The sequence below is a fragment of the Spirillospora sp. NPDC046719 genome, from assembly GCF_040645715.1.
Taxonomy (GTDB): domain Bacteria; phylum Actinomycetota; class Actinomycetes; order Streptosporangiales; family Streptosporangiaceae; genus Spirillospora.
On sequence record NZ_JBEYYT010000596.1, the window covers coordinates 1 to 4695 of the forward strand.

2 protein-coding genes are annotated in these 4695 nt (G+C 74.8%); both read left to right on the plus strand.

Going from position 1 to position 4695, the window contains the following annotated elements; translation table 11 throughout:
• Positions 1-3205, plus strand: a 3205-nt coding sequence (locus ABZ914_RS46835) for an SDR family NAD(P)-dependent oxidoreductase (protein WP_500201111.1), incomplete at its 5' end; no start/stop codon positions are given.
• A 39-nt stretch (positions 3206-3244) separates the two neighbouring features.
• A complete protein-coding gene (gene ccrA, locus ABZ914_RS46840; RefSeq protein ID WP_500201112.1) occupies positions 3245-4564 on the plus strand; it encodes a crotonyl-CoA carboxylase/reductase in 1320 nt (439 codons plus the stop codon).
• The last annotated feature ends 131 nt before the right edge of the window (positions 4565-4695 follow it).

A 4695-nucleotide genomic window follows, 5' to 3' on the forward strand; every position in this document is an offset into this window, starting at 1 on the left:
GTCCTCGCCGACGTCCGCGCTGGCCAGCCGCGCCCACGTGCCCGCGCCGGAGCACGGCGCGGCGACCGAGGTCGCGGGCGCCGAGCGCGGGTCGCGGCACTACCGGCTGCACCCCGAGGTGTTCGACCGCTGCCTGGCCGCGCTGTCGGCGGAGGCGGCGGCGGTCGCGGGCGGCGGCGTCTGGCTCGCCGAGACGATCGGCAGCCTGCGCGTGCACGGGCCCGCGCATCGCGGCGGGCACGTCCGCGCGGCGGCGGCCCAGGACGACGGCGAGATGACCGGTTCCGTGCTGCTGCTCGGCGCGGACGGCGAGGTCCTCGTGGAGGCGACCGGCATCGTGCTGCGCCGCACCGAGCGCCACGACGTCCCCGTTCCCGTCGCGGACAAGCTGGTCGAGCTGGTGTGGGACGAGTCCGAGGCCCCCGGGCCCCGTGAAGGCTCCGAATCCGCTGAGGGCGCCTGGCTGATCCTCGCCGAGGACGGCGACGCCCTCGCCGCGGCGACCGTCGCCGGGCTGGAGGAGCGCGGCCGCCGCGCCGTCCGCCGCGACCTCGCCGACCTCGGCGACGCGTCCGGGGTGGAGGGCGTCGTCCTCGTCCCGTCCGCCGACCTCCTCGACGAGGACCTCGTGCTGGCCGTCGCGGAGACGAGCCGCTCGCTGCCCGACGGCCCGCGCCTGTACGTCGCGACGCACCGCGCCGTCCCCGTCCTGGACGGCGAGGCCGGCGAGCCCGGGCACGGGTTCGCCGCCGCGCTGACCCGCGTCCTGGCGTTCGAACGGACCGTCCAGCGGGCGACGCTCGTGGACGTCGACCGCCCCGCGGACCTCGTCGGCGAGCTGCTCGGCGGCGGCGACGCCCGCGAGGTCGCCTGGCGCGGCGGGAGGCGGTACGTCGCGCGCCTCGCGCAGGCCGCCCTCCCGGCCGGGGACGCGAAGCCCAGGAAGATCGTCCGGCGCGGCGGCGCCTACGTCATCACCGGCGGGTACGGCGGGATCGGCCTGGTCACCGCGCGGCTGCTGGCCGAGCGCGGCGCCGGGCGCATCGTGCTGTCCGGCCGGTCCGGTCCCGGCGCCGGCGCCGAGAAGGTGATCGCGAAGCTGCGGGAGAGCGGCGTGGACGTCGGCGTCGTCCTCGGCGACATCGCCGCGCCCGGCACCGCCGAGCGCCTCGTCGAGGCCGCCCGGGAGGGCGGCCTGGCGCTGCGCGGCGTCGTGCACGGCGCCGGCGCGATCGACGACCGGCTGATCGCCGACCTCGGCGCCGAGGATCTCCACAGGGTGTGGACGGCGAAGGTCGAGGGCGCCAGGCGGCTGAGCGACGCCACCTGGGACGCGGACCTCGACTGGTTCGCCGTGCACTCGTCGGCGGCGGCGCTGCTCGGCTCGCCCGGCCAGGCCGCCTACGCGGCGGCGAACGCGGCGATCGACGCGCTCACCGCGTACCGGCGGGCGCACGGCCGCCCCGGCACCACGATCAACTGGGGCACGTGGTCGCGCGTCGGCGGCGCCGCCGAGACCGCGGTGACCGTCATCGACCCGATCAGCCCCGAGGAGGGCGCCGAGGCCCTCGAAGCGGTCCTCGCGCACGGCCTGACCGCGACGGGCGTGCTGCGGTTCGACCCCGTCACGGCCGTCGAGCTGTTCCCCGAGATCCGCGCCATGCCGTACTTCGCGGCGCTGACCGAGGCCGCCGCCGAGCGCGGCGCCGACGACACGGGCGACTGGCCCGGCGTCGACGCGCTCAAGGAGCTCGACCCCGCCGAGGCCCGCGCGCTGATCGCCGCGCGGATCCGGTACCGGATCGCGTCCGTGCTCGGGTTCGACCCCGAGCGCCTCGACCCGGCCGTCCCGCTCACCGACCTCGGCCTGGACTCGCTCGTCGCCGTCCGGATCAAGAGCGGCGTCGAGCACGACCTCGGGCTGACCGTCCCGCCGTCCGTGCTGCTGCAGGGCGCGAGCGTGCACGTGTTCGAGGAGTGGGCGTCCGGCGAGCTGGGCCTTGCCGGCGCCGCCGCCCCGGCCGCGTCGAGCGCGGTGTCGAACGCCGAGTCCGGCTACGTGATGCCGCGCGACGCCGCCGAGCGCCTCGCCGTCCGGATCTTCGAGGACGTCCTCGGCCTCGACCGCGTCGGCGTCACCGCCGACTTCTTCGCCGACCTCGGCGGGCAGGAGCACCAGGCCGACCGGGTCGTCGCGATGGTCGCCGCCGAGCTGGGCGGCGAGGTGACGCGCGGCGAGCTGTTCGAGGTGCCGACCGCGGAGAACGTCGCCGAGGTCATCCGCGCCGCCGACGAGGAGGCCGCCCGGCAGACCGTCCGGCCGCTCAAGCCGACCGGGGACCGCCGGCCGATCTTCATCGCGCACCCCGCCGGCGGCACCACCGCCTGCTACCGGCAGCTCATCGACCTGCTCGGCGACGACCAGCCCGTCTACGGCCTGGAGCGGTTCGAGGACGCGCCGTCCGTCGAGGAGCGCGCCGCCCGCTACGTCCAGCACCTGCTCGAAGCGCAGCCCGAGGGCGCGTTCCGGCTCGGCGGCTGGTCGTTCGGCGGCGTCCTCGCCTACGAGACCGCGCGGCAGCTCCGCGCGGCCGGGCGCGAGGTCGAGTTCGTCGCGCTGTTCGACGCGGGCATCCCCCTCCCGGTGGAGGACGAGTCCGACACCCTCGCCCGCAGGTTCTCCGCGTTCGCCGACTACATCAACGAGACGTACGGCCTGGACGTCACGCTCACCTACGACGAGCTTTCCGGGCTGGACGAGGAGGCGCAGTTCGCGCTGGTCATGGAGCGGGCGGCGCCGCTGGTGGACTACATCCCGCCCGCGGCCCTCACCCACCAGCTCACGTCCCACCAGGACACCCGATCCCTGGAGGCGTACCGGCCCGAGCCCTACGACGGCCGGGTCATCCTCTACTACGCGCCCGAAGAGACCCCCTGGGCGGTGCGCGACGCGCGTTACGTGCTCGACGGAACCAACGGTTTCGGCGGGCTCTGCTCCGACCTGGAGATCGTCACGATCCCCGGGGTGCACCACCTGAACCTGCTGGACCCGCCGGGCGTGGAGATCCTCGCCGCGCACCTGGAGGGCCGGCTCGCCGGACGCGCCGCGGGCGCGGACGGCGCCACCCGGCGGCCCGCGGACGGCCGGGACGCGGACGCGTCCGGCCGCGCCCGGACCGCGGCACGGTCAACTCTGGCCCGCTGAGGGCCGCGCCCCCCACCCGTCGTTCCACGGAGGACACCCATGGCCCACGACCTGCTCGACGCCGTCCGGTCCGGAGCGAGCGGACCCGAGCTGCAGGAGATCGACCTGCCGACCCGGTTCCGCGCCGCGTTCACCCGCAAGGACGAGGTCGGCATCTTCGACGGGCAGACCGACAAGGACGTGCGCAGGTCCCTGCACGTCGGCGAGGTCGACATGCCCGAGCTGGCGCCCGACGAGTGCGTGGTCGCGGTGATGGCGGCGGCGATCAACTTCAACACGGTCTGGTCGGCGATCTTCGAGCCGGTGCCGACGTTCGCGTTCCTGGAGAAGTTCGGCCGGCAGGGCTGGTACGGCGCCCGCCACGACCTGCCGTACCACATCCTCGGCTCCGACGGCTCCGGCGTCGTCGTCCGCACCGGCAGCGGCGTGAAGAGCTGGAAGGTCGGCGACAAGGTCGTCCTGTCCCCGTCCTACGTGGACGAGGAGGACCACGGCTCCTACGACGACGGCATGATGTCGGAGTCGCAGCTCGCCTGGGGCTTCGAGACCAACTTCGGGTCGCTCGGCGAGTACTGCATCGTCAAGGCGAACCAGCTCATCAAGAAGCCCGCGCACCTCACCTGGGAGGAGGCGGGCTCCAACACGCTGTGCGCCGCCACCGCGTATCGGATGCTCGTCGGCACCCACGGCGCCCGCATGAAGCAGGGCGACGTCGTGCTGATCTGGGGCGCGACCGGCGGGCTCGGCTCGTTCGCGACGCAGCTCGTCCGCAACGGCGGCGGCATCCCGGTCGGCGTCGTCTCCTCCGAGGAGAAGGCGGACATCGTCCGCGCGCAGGGCTGCGAGCACGTCATCAACCGCAACGACCTGAACCTCGGCGAGCAGGGCCTGCGCAACCCGAAGGCGGGCCGGATCCTCGGCGAGGCGATCCGCGGCCTCGTCGGCGAGGACCCCGGCATCGTGTTCGAGTACCTCGGCCGCGAGACGTTCGGCGCGTCCGTCTACGTCGCCAAGCGCGGCGGCAAGATCGTCACCTGCGGTTCGTCGACGGGCTACAGGCACGAGTACGACAACCGGTTCCTGTGGATGCGGCTGAAGAGCATCATCGGCTCGCACGGCTTCAACTACCACGAGGCCGTCGAGGTGAACCGGCTGTTCTCGCTCGGCATGATCCACCCGACGCTGTCGAAGTCGTTCCCGCTGGACGAGGCGGGCGAGGCGACCCGCGCCGTCCAGACGAACCAGCACATCGGCAAGGTCGCCGTCCTCTGCGGCGCCACCGGCGAGGGCCAGGGCGTCGACGACCCGGCGCTGCGCGAGCGCATCGGCGAGGAGAAGTTCAACCTCTACCGCCGCTGACCACCCCCGGGACGTGGGGCCCCGGCCGGCCCCGCGGGCCGGGGCGGGGGGGCGCGGGGGGGGGTTGTTTTATGGGGGGGGGGGGGCGGGGGTGAGGGGGGATCGACAACCAGGGGGGGGGGGGGGGCGCC

What these genes read in the sequence shown, in the direction of transcription:
- ccrA (WP_500201112.1), top strand. Translation starts at nt 3,245, where the DNA reads ATGGCCCACGACCTGCTCGACGCCGTCCGGTCCGGAGCGAGCGGACCC.